Genomic DNA, 17,732 nt, shown 5'->3' with positions numbered 1-17,732 from the left:
TGCCGCGTCAAAGGTTCTTGCTCGCGTAGGCCCGCAGCGCGTCCCGCACGAACGCGGCGCCGGCGGCCCCGCCGTAGTTCGCGGCGAAACGCGGATCTGCCACGTACATGTCACCGAGACCTGACACGTATTCCCTCACGTTCCCTCCGCCGGCCGCCGGGGTCCCCGGAATACCGGTGAGCCATTCGACCTGGCGCCGTGCGAGGTCCTGCGCTTCCGGACCGTCCGGGGCGGCACCCGATTCGGCCGCGGCAATCCAGTCCCGGCCCAGCTGCTTGGACCGCTGTTTCCAGGCGTCCTTTTCGGCGGCGCCCATGCCGCGCCACCAGGCGTCGCCCTGCGCATAGGCGGCCGTGCCCCAGCGCCCCTCCACCTCGTCCTTGTACTGCGTATGGTCGAAGCCGTCGAACATTTTCTCTGCCATGGGTTCCCTTCCTGCCTTGACTTCCCTGAGTGTGTGTTGGACCGAGGCGATCTGCCGCGCCAGCCGGTCCTGCTCCTGGCGCAGCCACTTGAGGTGGCCGGCCAGCGCGCGTTCGGCCTCCCCCTCGCGGGCGAGCGCCTCGGCGATTGCCGGCAGGCCGAGGCCCAGTTCCCGCAACAGCAGGATGCGCTGCAGCCGGAGCAGTGCGGCCTGGTCGTAGTACCGGTAACCGTTGTCCCCGGTGCGGCTGGGCTTGAGCAGCCCGACGGCGTCGTAGTGGCGCAGCGTCCGGCTCGTGGTGCCCGCGATCTTCGCGATCTGCTGCACGGACCAGTCCATGGCTGTCGTTCTCCTCAACCCTGGAGCGCCCGGACTATCCGGCCGCTACCCCGAGCCTAAATGTTGACGCGGCGTCAAGGTCAAGGCTTCTTCTCGCCTGGCCCGTGCCGGGGACGAGCGCGGGATTTGATTGCCGGCTAGCGGCCAAGGGACGACGGCGGGGCAGGGACGGCACGCCCCAGCGGGTAAGTTGGAGGCATGCTTTTCGCTCCGCCCTCACCCTCCCGCCCTCGCGCTCTCGGGCGCCTCTTCGCCGCCGCGGCCGGCGTCGCCGTCGTGCTGGGAGCCTCGGCGTGCTCCGCCGGGGGCTCTATCGAATCCGCCGACGTGAACGCTTGGAAGGCGACCGCGCTGCCGTCGGCCAGCGGGATCGTCCTGGCGGACGCCGGCAAGATCCTTAACCGCGATCCGGTCGCCAAGGACGCCAGCGTCCCGGCCGGCAACTACACCTTGACGATGAGTTGCGACGGCGGCGGCAAGGAATTCTTCGAGGTCACCCTCGACGGAAACCACCTCACGGAAGCCGGGGCCGCCTGCAACGGCAGCCGGGAGACCGCCAGGATCAAGGTGCCCGCGGCGGGCACGCTGAAGATCAGCGCTTCGAGCGTGGACGCCCCGCTCATCTTTGCCTACCAACTGGTGGCCGCAGACTGATGTGACTTGCGCGGGCCGGAAGCGTGGCTAGGCTCGGGGCATGGTTGCTAGTGGGGGTAGGCAAGGGGTCCGTGTTTGGGCGCCGACGTTCGCGCTGGCGCTCTGCGCGGCGGTAGCGCTGGCCGGCTGTGAAGTCGCGGACGACGTCGGGCTCCCGGCGACCGACGCCGGGCCATCGGTCCGGTCCGCTGCGCCGCGGCCGCCACTGCCAACGCAGGACCCGGAGCTGGCCGCCGAAGCGGCCAAGAACCTGACGGAAGTTCAGCGAATCCTCGGGCCGCTGCCCAAGACCGAACTGATGTCGGCTCTAGGCGGGATCGGCTTCCGACAGACCACGCCGGGCGCAGCCAAGGGCCCGTATACCGTGACAGTGGCCTGCGCCGGAACACGAAACGTACTCCTCACCGTTTCACAGCCTGACCGCCGGCCCGGAACCAGACTGCAGCTCAACGTCAGGTGCGGGCGCAGCGTCCAGAAAGCCGTGAAGCTCGAATCGGGGCCGACCATGGTGCAAATCGAGCCGAGCTCAACCGGGTCGGATCCAGGCGCCGCCGTCGGGTTCCGGCTCGAGCGCCGCCCTTCCGCTTAGAAGCGCGCCGGACAGCCGGGCTCTGGCCCGCCGCCGCGGCCGGGCTTAAAGTCTGAGTATGCCCACCGCGCAGGCACCCCTCCCGCTGCGGTCGCGCGGCATGCTCACCGCCGTCGTGCTGGCCGTTGCACTGGCGTGCACTTCGGGGCTGGCCGGTTGCGAGTATGAGTACGATGACGGGCTTTCCGCACGTGATGCGCCGTCGCAGGCGACCACGTTCAGCGACGCCGCCCTCCCCCAGGACCCCGGCCTGAACCGGCCGGTGACCGGGCCGGAACTCAAACACTGGGTGACGGAAGTGTTACCGGAAACCCAGGGCCAGGTCTTCCATACCGGCTACGGGCTGCTGGACGCCGGCGCGACGCGCAATGAGACCACCACGCAGCTGCCGAGCGGAACCTATGCCCTGACCCTGGTCTGCCGAAGTACCCGGCGGGTGTCGTTCACCATCGTGGACAAGGCGAGCATTCTGGTGGACTTGAGCCTGCGGTGCGGCACGCCACGGGTCAACGTGGTGCAACTCGGCGCGGACACGGTGCTGAGGGTCCGGATCGGGTCCCTGGCGCCGGCGAATTTCGCCTACCGCGTGAGCCGGATCTAGGTCAGCGACCAGCCGGCCCTCCGATTGCTACCTCAGGCGGCGGAGCGCGTCCTCAGGCGGCAGCGCAGCCGTCCGGGCAGCGCAGCGTCGCCGGGTCCGAGGCGCAGTCAGCACAGTACAGCGTCAGGGTGCGGCAGCTGGGGTTGGAGCAGTTCTCGAACTTGCTGGTGGGCGCCGCGCAGCGGACGCACTGGCCGATGGTCTTTGCGTCCTCGCTGAACTCCAGGTGCATCCGCTTATCGAAGACGTAGAGGGAGCCCTCCCACAGCCCCTGGTCCTTGAACGCCTCCCCGTAGCGGACGATCCCGCCGTCGAGCTGGTAGACCTCCTTGAAGCCGCGGTTGACCATCAGGCTCGAGAGGACCTCGCAGCGGATGCCGCCGGTGCAGTAGGTGACCACGGGCTTGTCTTTGAGGGCGTCGTACTTGCCGGAGTCCAGTTCCTTGATGAAATCGTGGGTCGTCGCGACGTCGGGGACGACGGCGTCCTTGAATTTTCCGATCTGGGCTTCGAAGCCGTTGCGTCCGTCGAAGAACACCACTTCGTCCCCGGCCTGCTTCTTCGCTTCCACGAGCCGGTGCAGTTCCTCGGGCGCAAGATGCGTCCCGCCGCCGACGACGCCGTTTTCGTCCACCTTGAGCTCCCCCGGGGCGCCGAAGGAGACGATCTCGTCACGTACTTTGACGCTCAGCCGGGGGAAGTCCGCGGCACCGCCGTCGGACCACTTCACGTCGATGCCGCGGAAGCCCTTGTATTCGCGGGTCGTCTTGACGTACTGCTTGACGGCGCCGATCTCGCCGCCGACGGTCGCGTTGATGCCGTCCTTGGAGATGATGATCCGGCCGGTCAGCCCGAGCTTTTCGCAGAGGGCGCGCTGCCAGAGCCGGACGGCGTCCGGGTCCGCGATCGGGGTAAAGCCGTAAAAGAGCACAATTCGATTCAAAGCCACGTATTTAAGCGTACTGGGCGGGGCAAAACCCGGCGCCGGGCGTTGCGGGATGGAGGCGCCACGGATGCCCCACCCTCCGGGGTCCGCCGCGGACGCCATACGCCCGGGCGCCGCGGCGTGCGACCAGCCCGACTGTCACAATTGCGTAAGCAAGCGGCCCCGCGGATCCCGGCCCCTGTTGCTTGCGGCGGGGCTGGAATACGCTCATCTCATGAGCCTTGACGCCATGGTTGACGACACCACCCACCTCCTTGAGGTCTGGGTTGCCGGGTGGGCCGGTTGCCGGGGTTATGAGACCCGCAGGGAGGGCCGTTTTCCCGCCGCGCTGAGGGCGGACACGACCCACGAGTGGGAATATTTCGCCCATGACCCCTCGGATTCCGAGTTCGAGGAGCTGGCCGCCAAGACCGCCGAGGTCCCGGCCCGGATCCTTACGATCCTCACCAACGACGTGGCTCGCTACTCCGCCCTGGCCGAGAAGAACGGGCTGAACGTCACCTCGGCGTCGCAGACCATGATGATCGTGGACATGGAAACCCAGGACGCCGAGGACCCCTGGCTTCCGGACGACGATCTGCGCTGGGTGCCCTCGACCACGGGCGGTGTCCACCATGCCGTCGTCTATGCCGGCGAAGAGGTGGCCGCCAGCGGGCGGGTGTTCGTCGCGGACCATACCGCCGTCTTCGACAAGATCGTCACCGAGCCCGGGTTCCAGCGGCGCGGTCTCGGCAGCTTCATCATGCGGGCACTGGCCGCCCAGGCGTTTGAACACGACGTCGAAGGCGGGCTCCTGCTGGCCTCCCTGGACGGCCAGCAGCTGTACTCGCATCTCGGCTGGACCACGGTGTGCCATGTGCTGATGCTTTCCGCCTCGGACGAGGGCGCCGACCTCTCCGTGGGATGAGCGGGTTCCCTGCCCCGGCGTCGGTCCGTGAACCCGCGGGTCGATTTGAGCCCGGGTGAAACAATGTTGGAGTGAATCCACATGAGTCTCTGATCCCGTTGCTGGGCCGCGGCCCGGACCCGGAACAGCTGCGGCATGTGCGCACGATTCCCGCCCGGAAGGCCGTCAATGAACCGTGGCCGGAGTGGGTGCACCCCGACTTGGTGCAGGCCTACGGCTCTCTCGGCATCCACGAGCCCTACCGTCATCAGGTGCAGGCCGCCGAACTGGCGCACGCAGGCGAACATGTGGTGATCGCCACCGGCACCGCCTCCGGCAAGTCCCTCGCCTACCAGCTGCCGGCGCTGGATGCGGTCCACCGCTCCGAGCTGCGCGTTCTCGCCGACCCGGGCAAGATCCACGACGACGGCGCCGTGACCCTCTACCTCTCCCCCACCAAGGCCCTGGCCGCCGACCAGCTGGCCGCCATCCGCTCGCTCAAGCTCCCCACTGTCCGCGCGGAAACCTACGACGGCGACACCGACCCGGCGTCCCGCCGCTGGATCCGGGACCACGCCAACGTCATCTTGGCCAACCCCGACATGTTGCATTTCGGGATCCTGCCGAACCACACCTGGTGGGCGCGATTCTTCCGCCGGCTCCGCTACGTGATCGTGGACGAGGCACACAGCTACCGGGGCGTGTTCGGATCGCACGTGGCCAACCTGATGCGACGGCTCCGACGGATCTGTGCCTACTACAGCCCCGGCACGTCCCACCCCGGACCGGTGTTCATCGCCGCATCGGCCACCGCATCCGACCCCGGCACCTCCTTCGGCCGGCTCATCGGCGCCCCGGTCCGGGCGGTGTCCGAAGACTGTTCGCCGCACGGCGCCACGACCGTGGCGTTCTGGGAACCCGCACTGACCGAGCTGCGCGGCGAAAACGGCGCCAAGGAACGCCGAACCGCCGTCGCCGAAACCTCGGACCTGCTGGCCAACCTGGTCTCCTCCCGGATCCGGACCATCGCGTTCATCAAATCGCGCCGCGGCGCCGAGACGATCGCCTCCATCACCAAGCGCCTCCTGGACGAAGTGGACCCCAGCCTGCCGCAGCGGGTGGCGGCCTACCGTTCCGGGTACCTGCCGGAGGAACGGCGGGCACTGGAAAAGGCGTTGCGCTCCGGCGAGCTGCTGGGTGTATCGAGCACCTCCGCGCTCGAACTTGGCATCGACATCTCGGGGCTCGACGCGGTTCTGGTCGCCGGCTGGCCGGGAACCCGGGCGTCGCTGTTCCAACAGATCGGCCGGGCGGGCCGCGCCGGACAGGACGCCATTGCCGCCTTCGTCGCGAGCGACGATCCGCTCGACACCTATCTGGTGAACCACCCGGAGGCGATCTTCGACGTCTCGGTAGAGGCGACGGTCTTCGACCCCTCCAACCCGTACGTTCTGGGCCCCCACCTGTGCGCCGCCGCGGCGGAACTTCCGCTGGGCTATGCGGAGCTGGAGCTGTTCGGCCCGACAGCCGAGAAGCTGCTGGACCAGCTGGTGGTCCAGGGCTACCTGCGCAAACGCCCCGCGGGCTGGTTCTGGACCCACCCCCAGAGCGCCGCGGCCATGGTGAACCTGCGGGCCGACGGCGGCGGTCCGGTGAGCATCGTGGACGCTGACACCGGCTCCCTGCTCGGCACCATGGATTCACCCCAGACCCACTATCAGGCGCACACCGGCGCCATCTACGTTCATCAGGGCGAGAGCTACGTCGTCGAGGATTTGAACGAAGGCGAGCACTGCGTCGTGGTGCGCCGGGCCAACCCCGACTACTACACGACCGCGCGCGACGTGACGCAGATCGAGGTCCTGGAGACACTCCGCACCACGCAGTGGGGGGACGTCGCGGTGCACTTCGGTGACGTGAAAGTGACGACACAGGTGGTCTCCTTCCAGCGCAAGGCGCTGATTTCGAACGAGATCCTCGGCGAGGAACCGCTGCAACTGGGCGCCCGGGACCTGTTCACCAAGGCGGTGTGGTTCGTGATGGACAACCGCTCCCTGACGGGCGCGGGGCTGATCGAGGCGCAGTTCCCGGGGGCTTTGCACGCGGCCGAGCACGCGGCCATCGGGCTGCTGCCGCTGGTGGCGTCCAGCGACCGGTGGGACATCGGCGGAGTGTCCACGGCCATCCACGCCGACACCGGGGTGCCTACGATCTTCGTGTACGACGGCCACCCCGGCGGGGCCGGCTTCGCCGAGCGCGGCTACGACAAGGCCAGGGTGTGGCTCTCCGCGACGCGCGACGCCATCAAGGCCTGCGAGTGCGAGTCCGGCTGCCCGTCCTGTGTGCAGTCCCCCAAGTGCGGCAATAAGAACAACCCGCTGGACAAGGACGCCGCCGTCACGCTGATTGAGATGCTGCTGACCGACGCCACCGATCTTATGGGCGGCCCTGCCGAGGAGCAGGGGGCAGCCCCGGCCGCCGGGCACGTCATCAGCCAGCCGGGTTAGTCCGGCGCCCGCTTACCGGATCCCGGACGCCGGTCCGGGGTCCTCTGCCGGCGGAGGTCCGGCCCTCGCCAGGCCGGTGGCCGGACCGAACACCGTGCGGGATCGCAGTTCCGTGCGGACTTGGACGGTGTCGCCGGGTTCGACCAAACAGCCCACCAGCCGCGCATCATGGCGGCCGGCGACGTCGGCGGCGACGGCACACGGCTCGCCGGCGGAGAGTCCACGGGCGGCATCCGCGGCTGCGAGTGCCGCCAGATCCGCCGCAGCCGCGGCTTTCGACGCCATCACCGCGGCTTGGCCCAGCAAGACGATAGCGGTCATCGCGAGCAGCAGCACCATCCCCAGGCCCAACGCCACGGCGCTGCCCGCACCCAGTTCAGGGTCCCGCACCACAGGCGGCATCACGCGCGCCAGCCCAGGGCAAGATCCGCCGTCGCGGGAACGGAGAGGGCAGGCGCGTCAGAGGATTCACTCCTCGCCCACGCTTTCGCGGTTAGGGTCCACGGAACCAGCGGACCCATCGCACCGCTGACGGTTCCGGACACCGTGACGCTGAGCCAGACCCCGTCGGAGGCCACGGCGGCCAGCGCCGAATCACCGGCCAACCGCCGGACGATTCCACCGACGGCGGCGGCGTCCTCACCGCGCGCGAGCGCCCTCGCACCGGCTCGCGCGGCTTCCTCCAGCCGGAGTTGTGTCAACCCCGCAGCGGACCCCGCCAGCAACAACCCCAGCAGCAGCACAACGGCTGGCAGCGCGACGGCGAACTCGGCCGTTACCGCGCCCCGGGCGGCTGCTGCGGCTTGGCCCGCACGGGATCCCCGCTTCGCTGCGTCCAGGTGCTTCGGAAGGCACCATCMCGGTTGTGCGGACGCCTTGGCCGGGGCCGCCGGCGCACTCCGGGATCCCCGGGTCACGGCAGTGCCAGCGCCGTGCGGATAAGGTTCAGCAGGAACCCCCGGACCTCGTCGCTGCGCATGATCAGCACGAGCAAGCCGGCGAAGCCGACGGCGGCCAGCGTGGCAATGGCATATTCAGCCGTGGCCATTCCCGCTTCGGAGCCGGGGAGCTTTTTCCAGCTGCGGGCCGGCCGGGAAGAGTCCCGCACCGGCGGTGCCTGCCGGGCGCCGGGGTAGATCTCCCGCACCTCCGCGGTTCCGGTGTCGGCGTCCGCGCGGTCGGAGCCGGCGGGGGCGTTTCGGTGGAGTGTCATGAGCTTTCCTCTCAGGCGATGCCGGCGCAGTTGCCGGCTGATTCCAATGTCGCGCCCGCGCCCGTCGCCGGTAAGGGCGATGCATGGCCAAGTGGACAACTTCGGCTGTGGAGGACGAGTCGGCGCGCCGGGCGGCAGCCGTCAGGAGCCATGCGGCACCATCGCGAGCAATACCGGCACAATGCCCAGGCACACGAAGGCGGGCAGCGAACACAGCCCCAGGGGGATGACCAGCTTCACGCCCAACGCAGCGGCCCGCTGCTCGGCGGTCCGGAACTGCTCGCGGCGGAGCCGGGCGGCCTGCGCATAGAGGATGGCCGAGGACGGCACGCCGGTCAGCGCGGCAAAACCCAGGGCATCGCGGAGGGCCTGCAACTGGGCGGGGATCGCGCCGGAACTACGCCATGCAGTCTCCCAGTCGGCGCCGATCGCGAGGGCGGAGACGACCGGAGCCAGCGGACGCCCGATCGCGGGGTCGGCGTGGACGGCGATCAGCTCCAGCGAGCGCCCCAGCCCGGATCCGGCGTCCAGCATGGCACCGATCAATTCCAACATCATGGCCGGATCACGAAGACCGCCTACGTAGTCCGCCGCCGCGCCTGTGCCGTCCGGTCGGGCACCCGCGGGAGCCCGACCAGGCGGACGCCGGCCCAGCCGCCTCCAGCGCAGGCCCGCGCGCCGCTGGTCTGCGAGCGCCACGATCACTGCGGACGCCAGCAGGCCGGCCACAGCGAGACCGCCAGCCTGCGGTATCACCGCTGCCGCCCGGCAGCGGCCCGGACGAGACGGGCAGACCAGATCCGGCCCGCGGCCGTAAGGGCCAGCCCAGCAACGAGGGCCGCCATGCCAAAGGGGGTGCCGAGCAGGATGGTCGAGGGATCCACGCCGAGCAGGACACCGAGGACGAGCCCCAGGAAGGGCAGCCAGGTCAGAATCCGGACGGTGGCCTTGGGTCCGGCCAGTGCGGTCTGCCGTGCGGCTTCGGCGTCGTCCTGGGCCTCGAGGTGAGCGGCGAAGCGCGTCAGGACCTCGGCGAGGGGACAGCCGGTGGCCTCGGCGATGTCGAAGCAGGTTGCGAGTTCCACCCAGATCGCCCGCTCCCTTCCGCCGGGTCCGCGGCGCGCAGCACTGCCGGTGCCGGTCCCTGCGCCCTTCCGGATGGCCGCGGCGACCGGGGAACCCCTCAAGGCCGCAGCCCGGGCTGCGGCCAGGATCGCAAGCGACGTCGCGCCCAGACCATGAGCGGGCGCGGCGCGGTTCGGACGCCCACCCCCGCCGCCCTTCGCCCGGTCCGGCTCCCGCAGGTCACCATAGAGAAGCCAGAGTTCCTCCCACAGCCGGGCAGGAGTCCGGCCGCCCTTCAGCAAGGCGGCCAACTGCTGCACCACCACAGTCATGGGGACCACCCCCTCGGCTCTACCCGTCCCGCGCCACAGCGCTAAGCGCCCACGCCGTCCTTGTCCCGGCCGCCCGAGGGCCGGTGCCCCGGCCGCGCCCACGGAGCGCAGAGCCCGCTGGAGGCGCCGGCCGGACGCCCCTGGCGGCGCGAATGCCAGCCAAGACGCGAGGGCCAGAATTCCGGCCAAGACGGTCGTCATGGCGGGCCGGCCGCCAGGCTGGGCACGCCGGTCCCGGGGCCAGCAGCCGGGTCCAGGCCCAGACGGGCCGCCAGCTCGGGCCACGCGGGCCCGGCGCGTACCTCGCCGCCCACCGTTGCCAGCGCCACGGCTACGGCCAGGCCTGACACGCCTTCTCCGACCAGTCCCACGCACGCCACCTGACGGCCTAACCGTGTACGTTCCAGATGGACGACGGCGTCGAGGGCGCTGGCTGCCTGAAGGCGCACGGCGTCCGGCCCCATCCCCGCGAGCGCGCCGAGCGCCGTCAGCCGGGCCGGGACCGCGGCGGCGGTGTTGGCATGGATGGTGCCGCCGGCTCCAGTGTGCCCGGTGTTCATCGCGGAGAGCAGCTCCCGGACCTCGGCGCCGCGGCACTCCCCCACCACGAGCCTGTCGGGCCGCATCCGCAGGGCCTGCCGGACCAGCTCGCCGAGATCAACGGCGCCGCCGCCCTCCAGGTTGCTGTGGCGCGATTCGAGGGACACCACGTGCGGATGCACCGGGTTGAGCTCCGAAGCATCCTCGATCAGGACCAGCCGCTCCCCAGGTCCGCAGAGCCCGAGCAGCGTGGCAAGCAGCGTTGTTTTTCCCGAGCCCGTCGCGCCGCTCACCAGAAAGCTCAGGCGGCGCGCCACCATTCGCGTGAGGACGTCCTGGATGAACGGGCCGAACATACCGCCACGGGAGAGCTCGTCCAGCGAGAAAACGGACTCACGGCGGATCCGCACGCTCAGCAGCGTTCCGGTCGTGGAGATCGGCGGCAGCACTGCGTGGACCCGGTAGCCGCCGTCGAGCCTGACATCCACGCAGGGCGAGCTGTCATCCAGCCGCCGGCCGCCGGCGGCCACGAGTCGGGCGGCGAGGGCTCGGACCTGGGCCTCGTTGGCAAAGGCGACGGGGGCGCGTTCAAGCCCGCGGCCACGGTCCAGCCACACCGAGTCCGGACCGTTGACGAAGATGTCCGTCACGAGCGGGTCGCGCGCCAGCGGCTGCAGCGGTCCCAGCCCATTCAGTTCCGCGCTGATGCTTTCGACGGCGGCCAAGGCACCCGCTGTGCCAAGGAGCTTGCCGCTGGCCTGCACGGCCGCCGCCACCCTTGACGGGGTGACCGGGCCGGCGTCGGCCATGACCGATTCGCGGACCGCTTCGAGCAGCCGCGCATCTACCCGCCGCTGGGGCGCGCGCAGTTGCCTGCGGAACCGTGGACTCTCCGGCTCCGGCGGGTCCGCGGCCAGATGCGAACTCACGGGAACCCCTCCGTGCTGAAGGCCAGAACTCCTTCGGTGAAGCGTTGAACGCTCCGCCGTCCCCCGGCGTCCAGCAGGCGCCCGAGTTCGGTGGCGGCGGCCGTCCCCCGGACCTCGGGCATAATGCCCTGCACCGGGAGCCCCACGGCTTGTGAAATCAGCTGGTAGTCGAACGCGACCCCGGGTTTCGTCCGGATCACCAGTGCGGTCTCTACAGGCGGTAGCTCCGGCACCAAACGGGCGGAGGCCACCGCCGCCCGGAGCTGGGCGGGCAGCACCACGACGACCCGGTCGCATTCCCAGGCGAAGGTCCGCAGTGCCTCGCGTCCGCGGCCGACGTCCAGCACCACCAGCTCGTAGCAGCGACGCGCGGCGTCGAGCACCCCAGCGACCGCGGCCGCTTCGATGGCCTGCGGCCGTTCCCGGCTGCCCGGCCAGGACAGGAAAGAGAACCCGCCCGCTTCGGGCAGCGCCTCGTGGAGCTGATCCGGATCGATGCTGCCGCTGGCCTCGGCGAGGTCCGGCCAACGGAGCCCGGGTTCTTCTTCGGCGGCGAGGGCCAGTTCGAGGCCGCCGCCCCAGGGGTCTCCGTCGATCAAAAGGACTCTGGCTCCCAGCCCCGCGGCGGCCTGGGCCAGCCAGATCGCGGCGGTGGTTGCCCCGGCGCCGCCGCAGCCACCAACCACGCCGAGGACATGCCCGCCCGGATCCGGGGCGTGCGATCGGCTGAGGTACTCGGCGAGCCAGGGTCCGCCCTCGGGGAGGACGGCCACCCGTTCGGCACCCATGGCCGCGGCCAGCTGCCAAAGCCTGTCGCCCTCACCACTCAGTCCTACAAGAACGGCCGGTGCACGACGCCGGATCGGGAGTTCCCGGACGTCACTGCCCACGAGCACTGCGCCAGCAGAGTCCCAGTACGGGACCGCTTCCGCGGCATCCCCCGCCAGGCTAAGCTGCCGGYCCGCCGCGGCCACAATCCGTTCCACCTCCCCGCGCAGGACCTTGGACCCGGTGACCAGCAGCGTCTCCGCCGCCCCGTCGGGAAGCCACGAACCGGGGTCTGGCCCCGGGTCCGGTACCGCTTGGGGCCCGGCCCTTGACACGGGCTTTCGGGACGGCGCCTTACTGGTAACTGGCTCGGGTAATTGATGCCTGCTCATGCCTCCACTTTCGGCGCTGCGGACGCCGCAGCCGCCCGCCGTCTTCGGCTATGTGGAAAACCGGGCCGCCTTCGGCTTGGCCCGGCGCTGCCCGGCCCGACTTAGGCGCTGCCCGGCCCGACTTGGGCGCGGCCCGGCCCCGCCCGGCTTGTCCCGGCGGGCCGGTACGACCCCCGCCCGGGCCGGTCCGCCGGAAGCACAACGACAGGGCAGAATTGAGCCTATGCATCTGCTGCTCGCCGCCCACGCCGACGGCGCAGCCCTACAACGACTCACGCCGTCGGGCGCTCCCGATCCCGCCGCCCCGGAACCACGCATCGTCAGCGCCGCCGAGCTGCCCGGCGTCGTGCGGCAGCTGGAGCTGCAGCGGCCGCGCTGGATCTGGCACCGCACGCAGGACTGGTACCCGGCGCTGCTGGCCGCAGGGGTCGAGCTGGAACGCTGCCATGACCTGACGCTGTGCGGCGCCATCCTGGCCCATTCGGAGTTCACTGCGCACACCGAGTATGCCCGGAACGCGGAGAAGCTCACCCAGGATGACGACGTCCAGCAGCCGCCACGGGCCCTGCAGCCGCCTCCGCCGCCCGCGGACCAGGGCGCCCTGTTTGAGGACCCGGGCCTGCGCGCTGCGCCGCGGCACTCCCCCGAGGAGCTGCGCGCCGAGTACGCCGCGCAGCAGGAAGCACTGGCGGGCGTCGCTCTGGACGGGGACCGCCGAAAGCAAAGGCTCCAGCTCCTTCTGGCCGCCGAGTCCGCCGGGTCCATGATCGCCGCCGAGATGCAGCACACCGGCGTTCCCTGGCGCGAGGAGCTGCACGAACAGATCCTCGCCGACTACCTCGGTCCGCGTCCGCCGCAGGGCCACCGTCCGGCCAAGCTCGAGGCCCTCAACAGCGAACTCCGCCGGCTGCTGCAGTCCCCGGCACTGAACCCCGACTCCCCGCAGGAACTGATGCGGGCCCTGCACCGGAACGGCATCGAGGTGAAGAGCACGCGCCAGTGGGAGCTGAAGGAATCCAGCCACCCGGCGATCGAGCCGCTGCTGGCCTACAAGAAGCTCGCCCGGCTCCACGCCGCGAACGGCTGGGCGTGGCTGGATGCCTGGGTCAAGGACGGCCGCTTCCAGCCCGAATACGTGGTGGGCGGGGTCGTGTCCGGACGCTGGGCCTCCCGCGGCGGCGGGGCGCTGCAGATCCCCCGCCAGATCCGAGGCGCCGTCCACGCCGACCCTGGCCACAAACTGATCGTCGCGGATGCCTCGCAGCTCGAGCCCCGCGTACTGGTGGCGCTGGCACAGGATTCCAAGATGGCGGAAGCCGCCCGCGACAAAGACCTCTACGCCGGCATCGCCGCTCAGGGTTTCGGCGGTGACCGGGCCAAGGCCAAGGTCGCGCTGCTCGGCGCGATTTACGGCGCCACCACCGGCGAATCCGGCCGGCTGATGCCGCAGCTGGCCCGGACCTATCCGCGCGCCGTCGGCTTCGTGGAGCAGGCAGCCCGCGAGGGCGAGGCGGGTAAGACCGTCACGTCCCGGCTGGGCCGCAGCAGCCCGCCGCCTTCGGAGCGGTGGCTGCACAGCCAGCAGTCCGCCACCGCGGAGGAACAACGCCGGGCCGAGTCGCTGGCGCGCTCTCGCGGAAGGTTCACGCGCAACTTCGTGGTGCAGGGTTCCGCGGCCGACTGGGCGGCCTGCTGGCTGGCGGAACTACGACGGCGGTTGCGGGGACTGCGCGCTGACGGCTCACCGGCCGGGGAACTGGTCTTCTTCCTGCACGACGAGGTCATGGTCCATTGCCCTGCCGACGCCGTCGATGCCTGCATCCGGGCGATCGAGGAATCCGCGGCAGCCGCCAAGGAGCTGCTGTTCGGCAGGATCCCGGTGGAATTTCCGGTCAGCATCGCCGTCGTGGACTCCTACGACAACGCCAAATAGCTGCCCTCAACCGCTGCCCGACGCCGGGCCGGACACCCCGGGTAACGTACCCGCCGGTAGCGTTGCGCCTGCTCCGTGGGCCCCGTTACAGTCGAAAAAGGCCGGCGATGATCCCGAGTGATCCGCCGGCGCAAATGCAACGAGGCAGGGAACCGGGGAGGCAGACAGTGGCTGGCGTATTCGAGATTGCAGCGGCCGGAGACGAGTCGTATTTCTTCAAGCTGACGGCACCGGACGGGACAGTAGTTGCCGTTTCACCGCTTTTTAACACCATCAAGGGAGCGGCCGCCGGCATCACGGCAGTGCGCGAGAACGCCGCGACCGGGCTGGTCGTTGACCGCTCCGCCCGGAAGGCCGTCACCCAGTCCGCGAGCAAGCCCGCCGCGACGTCGTCCTCGCGGCCTGCGCCGCTGCTGACAGCGCGCTAGCGAAGGCGCGCCGCTACCCGTCGATCCCGTGCAGGCGCCTCCGGTCCCATGGGACTGACCAGCCCAGCTGGTCGAACAGCTGGTTGAGGATCATGCCGGTGAAACCCCAGACCACCACGCCGTTGACGGTGAAGGCCGGGCTCTGAAAGGTCTGGCCGGCCCGGCTGACGGTTGCCATCACCCTGTTGTCGGGGTCGAGCAGGTCCCGGACGGGCACCCGGAAGACCTGTGATGACTCGCCGTAGTCCACTACCCGGACGGGTGACTGGGACGCCCACCAGCCAAGGACGGGCGTGACCAGGAAGTTCCCGCGGGGCAGCGCCAGTTCGGGCATGACGCCGAGGACCTCAACGCCCTGCGGATCCAGTCCTGTTTCCTCTTCGGCCTCGCGCAGGGCGGCCTCGACCACGGTTTCGCCGGGGTCGATGCCGCCGCCGGGGAACGCCACCTGTCCCGGGTGGTCGTCGAGGGTCTGCGCGCGCTGGAGCAGCAGCACGTCCAGGTCCGCCGGCGCCAGCAGCTTCACCGACGTCGCCGGGACATCGTCCAGCGAGCCGAACAGCATCAGCACGGCGGCACGGCGCACCCGTTCGCCCGGCTCAACGGCCAGTTCGCGCCAGCGCGGATCCGGCGACGGGGCCGTCCCGGCCTGCACCGCGGCTACAAGGTCAATCAGGTCCTGGCGGGCGGTCATTGCGGCCTTCTCTGCGATTCCATCCGGATTTCCGCGGCCCGGTGGGTTTCGGCCAGCAGCTTCGCCAGCAGTTCTTCCTGGCCCGGGGCCAGTTCGTACTTCAGCAGCTTCCTGGCCTTCTCCGGATCGGTCTCGCCGGCTCCGTAGCTGGGGCACCAGTTCGCCACGGCGCAGGCGCCGCAGGCCGGTTTGCGGGAATGGCAGACGCGCCGGCCGTGGAAGACGACTCGGTGCGAGAGCATGGTCCAGTCTTTCGGCTCGAACAATTCGGCGACGTCGGATTCGATCCGGACCGGATCGTCCGAGTCCGTCCAGCCGAAGCGGCGGGCCAGCCGGCCGAAGTGGGTGTCCACCGTGATGCCGGGGATCCCGAACGCGTTGCCCAGGACGACGTTGGCGGTCTTCCGTCCGACGCCGGGCAGCTTCACCAGGTCTTCCAGCCGGCCGGGCACCTCGCCGTCGTAGTCGTCGACAAGCTTGGTGCCCAGCGCCATCAGGTTCCGCGCCTTGGCCCGGAAGAACCCGGTGGGTTTGATGATGGCTTCCAGGTCGGCGGGCTCGGCCTCGGCCATGCTGCGGGCATCCGGGTACCGGGCGAACAGCAGCGGCGTGATCTGGTTGACCAGCACGTCCGTGGTCTGGGCCGAGAGCACCGTGGCCACCACCAGTTCGAACGGGCTGCGGAAATCCAGCTCAGCATGCGCATAGGGATACTGCTCGGCCAGTGCCTTGTTGATCCGGCGGGCGCGGCGCTTGAGCCCCAGCAGCGTCTCCCCGCCAGCCTGCGCACGGGGCTTCGCTGTGCCGGTTTTGGCTGTGCCGGTTTTCGCCCTGCCGGGTTTCGCGCTGCCGGGTTCGGTGGCCACGGTCCGGCTAGCCGCGTTCGATGTTGCTGAGGTCCCGGAGCACGCCGACGCGGCCGTCCGTGTGCTGGACCAGGAACTCGTGGCCGCGGTCCTCAAGGGCAAGGACCCAGCCGCCGGGTTCGACGACGAACGCCGGGGCGCCGCTGCGCTCGTCCACCGCGGTGCGGGGCTGGGCGACGGCGAACCAGAAGGCCTCGTAGGCAGGCTGGGCCGCCTCGTTCTCGGGACGGCTTGCGGGGTCCACGGTGGCGCCGATCGGTTCCTGCGAACGGACCTGCGGGGTGAGGGCGGTGGGGGCTTCATGGCTTGCGGCGGAAGGTGCCGCGGCCGATGCCCCCGCCGGGATGCTGGCCGCCTGGGTCGCTTCCAGACCCGCGCCCTGCGCGGCGGGTGCCGGTGAAGTGACCGGAGAGGTGACAGGGGACTCTGCCGGAGCGGACGCGGCGGGCGCCGTGGCAGCCTGGGTCTGCTCGGCGGCAGAAGGCACCGCTTCTCCTGCGGCAGACGGGGCGTACGCCGCCGTCGGGGACGGGGAGGCGGCAGCGGTCGGCGCCGGGGACGCGGAAGCGGTCTGCTCCGGGGACGCGGAAGGAACGACGCCGTGCGCCTGGGTGGCCGGCTCGGCAGCCGCGGGACGGGCGTACGCGGCAGCGGCACCGGCGGCACCTGCAGCAGCACCGGCCGCGGTGCCGGCAGCGGCACCCGTCGATGCCCCGTGGGCTTCGTGGGCCTGCGGCGCGACCTGGGCCTCGCCCCCCTGCTTGCCGGGGGCTATGCGCCTGGCCCAACCGGCCAGCGCGCCGCCTCCCTCCTTGGGAGTCTTGGCGTCGCTGGCAGCCTTTGGGGCCTTGGGGGCACGCGGCTTGCGGACCGGCTCCGCGGCTTCCCGTGCCACAACGTGGGCGGGGACTTCGGCGCGGTGCAGGAAATCACCGGCGAGGCTGGGAATCAACCGCGCCAGTACGGTCGCGGTGAAGAGGCCGAGAGCGCCGACGAGGCCCAGCAGGAGGCTCGGCACGAACGCGCCGGCGGTCGCCAGGAAAAAGAAGGCCAGGCTGAAGGACGCCACAACGGAGGCGAACTGGTCAATCGAGAGGGAGCCGATCCGGATTTTCGTGCCCGGGCTGACCCGTCGCGCCACGAAAAGCGCAGCGACAATCACCGGCAGCAGCACGCCGAGGCCGAGGAAGAAGAGGCTGCCCAGGTTCCACAGGTTGTAGCGCTCGGCGAACATCGGAATCAGGGAGGCGATAAAGAGCACCAGCGTGGAGCCGAAGACGGTGAGGTCGCGGACCGTGAAAGGCCCCAGGACGGCCTCGTTGTTCTTCGAGTTCGGCTTGTCCACCGTAAAGCGTGGCTGTTCCCCCCGCCCGCTGGACTGCGCCGGCCCTGTCTGGCCTTCGGTGCGGGAGGGCGCATGGAGCTGCCCGTTGCTTTGCTCGTTCATTCTGTTCTCCTTAGCATGGCCGCACTCTGGACAGTGCCGCCTAACGGCAGGCAAAAACAGGACCGCCAGCGGTCCTGTTGCCCCCATCGGATGTCACAACTCCATCTCAGCCTAGCCAAGTGCAGGACCGATCACTACTGCCCGGACGTCACTCCAGCACCAGTGCGCGGCCCCTTTCG

19 protein-coding genes are annotated in these 17,732 nt (G+C 70.3%); 7 read left to right on the top strand and 12 right to left on the bottom strand.

All coding sequences use genetic code 11. The annotated features are described in order from the left end of the window. Positions 1-7 precede the first annotated feature (7 nt). A complete protein-coding gene (locus AC1DGE_RS04705; protein WP_476892007.1) occupies positions 8-763 on the bottom strand; it encodes a MerR family transcriptional regulator in 756 nt (251 codons plus the stop codon). A 198-nt stretch (positions 764-961) separates the two neighbouring features. Here AC1DGE_RS04705 and AC1DGE_RS04700 point away from each other — a divergent pair, with 198 nt between their 5' ends. From AC1DGE_RS04700 to AC1DGE_RS04690, 3 genes are read left to right on the top strand one after another with little or no spacing between them, the layout of a single operon-like run. Beyond that, entirely contained in the window at positions 962-1,417 is a 456-nt protein-coding gene (locus tag AC1DGE_RS04700; RefSeq protein ID WP_476917004.1) for a hypothetical protein, read from the top strand. A 40-nt stretch (positions 1,418-1,457) separates the two neighbouring features. Beyond that, entirely contained in the window at positions 1,458-2,006 is a 549-nt protein-coding gene (locus tag AC1DGE_RS04695) for a hypothetical protein (protein WP_476917003.1), read from the top strand. A 58-nt stretch (positions 2,007-2,064) separates the two neighbouring features. Further along, positions 2,065-2,607 (top strand): hypothetical protein, encoded by a 543-nt coding sequence (locus AC1DGE_RS04690; RefSeq protein ID WP_476917002.1) that lies wholly within the window; start codon positions 2,065-2,067, stop codon positions 2,605-2,607. A 52-nt stretch (positions 2,608-2,659) separates the two neighbouring features. On the opposite strand, the gene trhO is transcribed toward AC1DGE_RS04690, so the two are convergent. Then, on the bottom strand, positions 2,660-3,556 hold the full coding sequence (gene trhO / locus AC1DGE_RS04685; protein ID WP_476917001.1) for an oxygen-dependent tRNA uridine(34) hydroxylase TrhO: 897 nt from the start codon (positions 3,554-3,556) through the stop codon (positions 2,660-2,662). Positions 3,557-3,767: 211 nt separating this feature from the next. On the opposite strand from trhO, the gene AC1DGE_RS04680 reads away from it, so the two are divergent. After that, complete coding sequence (locus tag AC1DGE_RS04680) at positions 3,768-4,460, top strand: GNAT family N-acetyltransferase (protein ID WP_441416812.1); 693 nt, start codon at positions 3,768-3,770, stop codon at positions 4,458-4,460. 71 nt (positions 4,461-4,531) lie between these two features. Next, on the top strand, positions 4,532-6,946 hold the full coding sequence (locus tag AC1DGE_RS04675) for a DEAD/DEAH box helicase (protein ID WP_441416811.1): 2,415 nt from the start codon (positions 4,532-4,534) through the stop codon (positions 6,944-6,946). Positions 6,947-6,958: 12 nt separating this feature from the next. On the opposite strand, the gene AC1DGE_RS04670 is transcribed toward AC1DGE_RS04675, so the two are convergent. The 7 genes from AC1DGE_RS04670 to ssd all read right to left on the bottom strand — a co-directional run bounded on the left by AC1DGE_RS04670 (position 6,959) and on the right by ssd (position 12,185). Continuing rightward, positions 6,959-7,348, bottom strand: coding sequence for an Rv3654c family TadE-like protein (locus AC1DGE_RS04670; protein WP_476917057.1), 390 nt, complete (start codon positions 7,346-7,348; stop codon positions 6,959-6,961). Continuing rightward, complete coding sequence (locus tag AC1DGE_RS04665) at positions 7,348-7,689, bottom strand: TadE family type IV pilus minor pilin (protein ID WP_476917056.1); 342 nt, start codon at positions 7,687-7,689, stop codon at positions 7,348-7,350. Before AC1DGE_RS04665 ends, AC1DGE_RS04670 begins: the two co-directional genes overlap by 1 nt. A gap of 170 nt (positions 7,690-7,859) precedes the next feature. After that, complete coding sequence (locus AC1DGE_RS04660; protein WP_441416809.1) at positions 7,860-8,159, bottom strand: DUF4244 domain-containing protein; 300 nt, start codon at positions 8,157-8,159, stop codon at positions 7,860-7,862. Positions 8,160-8,300: 141 nt separating this feature from the next. Then, positions 8,301-8,912, bottom strand: a complete 612-nt coding sequence (locus AC1DGE_RS04655; protein WP_476917055.1) for a type II secretion system F family protein — start codon at positions 8,910-8,912, stop codon at positions 8,301-8,303. Then, positions 8,912-9,556, bottom strand: a complete 645-nt coding sequence (locus AC1DGE_RS04650) for a type II secretion system F family protein (protein ID WP_476917000.1) — start codon at positions 9,554-9,556, stop codon at positions 8,912-8,914. Before AC1DGE_RS04650 ends, AC1DGE_RS04655 begins: the two co-directional genes overlap by 1 nt. Positions 9,557-9,753: 197 nt before the next feature. Further along, positions 9,754-10,965, bottom strand: a complete 1,212-nt coding sequence (locus AC1DGE_RS04645; RefSeq protein ID WP_476917054.1) for a TadA family conjugal transfer-associated ATPase — start codon at positions 10,963-10,965, stop codon at positions 9,754-9,756. Positions 10,966-11,021: 56 nt separating this feature from the next. Beyond that, entirely contained in the window at positions 11,022-12,185 is a 1,164-nt protein-coding gene (ssd, locus tag AC1DGE_RS04640; protein WP_476916999.1) for a septum site-determining protein Ssd, read from the bottom strand. Positions 12,186-12,408: 223 nt separating this feature from the next. Here ssd and AC1DGE_RS04635 point away from each other — a divergent pair, with 223 nt between their 5' ends. Together AC1DGE_RS04635 and AC1DGE_RS04630 are read left to right on the top strand one after the other, a co-directional pair. After that, on the top strand, positions 12,409-14,118 hold the full coding sequence (locus tag AC1DGE_RS04635) for a bifunctional 3'-5' exonuclease/DNA polymerase (protein ID WP_476916998.1): 1,710 nt from the start codon (positions 12,409-12,411) through the stop codon (positions 14,116-14,118). A 167-nt stretch (positions 14,119-14,285) separates the two neighbouring features. Beyond that, positions 14,286-14,546: a YegP family protein gene (locus AC1DGE_RS04630; RefSeq protein WP_476916997.1), complete on the top strand. Its 261-nt coding sequence runs from the start codon at positions 14,286-14,288 to the stop codon at positions 14,544-14,546. Positions 14,547-14,559: 13 nt separating this feature from the next. Here the strand turns inward: AC1DGE_RS04630 and AC1DGE_RS04625 are convergent, their stop codons facing one another. From AC1DGE_RS04625 to AC1DGE_RS04615, 3 genes are all read right to left on the bottom strand, one after another. Next, positions 14,560-15,240 carry an NUDIX hydrolase gene (locus tag AC1DGE_RS04625; protein ID WP_476916996.1) on the bottom strand — a complete coding sequence of 227 codons (681 nt, stop codon included), beginning with the start codon at positions 15,238-15,240 and terminating at the stop codon, positions 14,560-14,562. After that, positions 15,237-16,007 (bottom strand): endonuclease III, encoded by a 771-nt coding sequence (nth, locus tag AC1DGE_RS04620; RefSeq protein WP_476892285.1) that lies wholly within the window; start codon positions 16,005-16,007, stop codon positions 15,237-15,239. The genes AC1DGE_RS04625 and nth overlap by 4 nt, the downstream gene beginning before the upstream one ends. 106 nt (positions 16,008-16,113) lie before the next feature. Continuing rightward, positions 16,114-17,553 carry a hypothetical protein gene (locus AC1DGE_RS04615; protein ID WP_476916995.1) on the bottom strand — a complete coding sequence of 480 codons (1,440 nt, stop codon included), beginning with the start codon at positions 17,551-17,553 and terminating at the stop codon, positions 16,114-16,116. Positions 17,554-17,732 lie beyond the last annotated feature (179 nt).

This window comes from Arthrobacter sp. 05N425 (assembly GCF_056397125.1).
This window is presented reverse-complemented; position numbering and strand designations above follow the sequence as displayed.